This is a genomic window from Bartonella refiksaydamii, from assembly GCF_902652675.1.
Classification (GTDB): Bacteria; Pseudomonadota; Alphaproteobacteria; order Rhizobiales; family Rhizobiaceae; genus Bartonella; species Bartonella refiksaydamii.
Map to the genome: position 1 here is coordinate 1 of NZ_LR736376.1, position 1,152 is coordinate 1,152.

General features: G+C 45.4%; 1 protein-coding gene. It reads left to right on the forward strand.

Annotation, left to right across the window (positions count from 1 at the left end):
- A partial coding sequence (locus GQO39_RS08580) for a DUF4815 domain-containing protein (protein WP_156851781.1) occupies positions 1 to 1,152 on the forward strand: 1,152 nt, incomplete at both ends.

Sequence of the window (1,152 nt, forward strand, 5' to 3'; positions counted from 1 at the left end):
ACAGATCTAGCGGCAAAGAGGAACAACAAAGCGTTGTCTTTTATGGCACGCGTCCTTTTATTCAAGCTGGTGAACTCAACGAGGTTCAAACCATCATAAGGGGACGCCATGACCGTTTGGGGCGCCTTGTGGCACAAGAAGGGGACCGCGTTGAACGCGCCGATGCCTTTGTCAACAAAGACATGAGGACCATCACTTTAACGGATGGCAAGATTTATATCGCAGGCGATATCTTTCCAGTCTCTGAAGCTGTACTCAACAATGTTTCCATGATCGGACGTTTGGAAATTGGTGTAAAGCTGCAAAAAAAATGGATAACACATGAAGATGATCCAGAGTTGTTGGGGCAAATACCCGGAACATTAGCAGAAGGAGAACCAGGAGCCGCACGCGAAACAGCAAAGCTTGTTTGGGCACTGAAAGAGGATGCTCAAGACGGCACTTTCTTTCCCGTTTATATTTTACAAGATGGTGTTCTGATTGATCAAAAATCCCCCTCATTGCTTGAACCGGCCATGCAAGCTATTGCTACTTATGACAGAGCCCATGGACATTATATCGTGAGTGGCTGCCGTGTAAGCGCATTGGGAGCAAATAACGGTTGCCAAGTGTTTAGCATTCAAGAAGGAGAAGCCAATATTAATGGCTTTAAACGCAAACGCCTTGCGGCTTTGCGGCATGAAGAAGAGGAAGAGTTTGCGAAAGGTTTGGTACCAAGCGAAACACATATTTTTGCGCCTCAAAACGGCAAGACAAGCTTCACCTTTAAACCCTATTATTTTCCTATTGCCGATATTCAGTCTCTTTTGCTGACAAAAGAAAAAACTGTTAACGTCACCCGTGGTGCAGTTGCCGCTGGGCGTGATGGTGTTCCTGATAAAAGTATTACCTCTTTTATTAAAGTCGTTCAAGGAAGCAAGGAATTTAAAGAAGGTACAGATTTTAAAAAAACAGGAGACACCATTGATTGGGCTCCCATGGGAGATGAACCTGCTCCGGGGAGCACCTACAAAGTGACTTATCGTTACCGTTCAAAAATCACGGCTGATAAGGTAACAGCGCAGGAAATCACTGTCTCAGGTGGGGCGCAAGGTGGGGATATTATCGTCAGTTACACTTACAAATTGCCCCGCATTGATCGTATAGGACTGA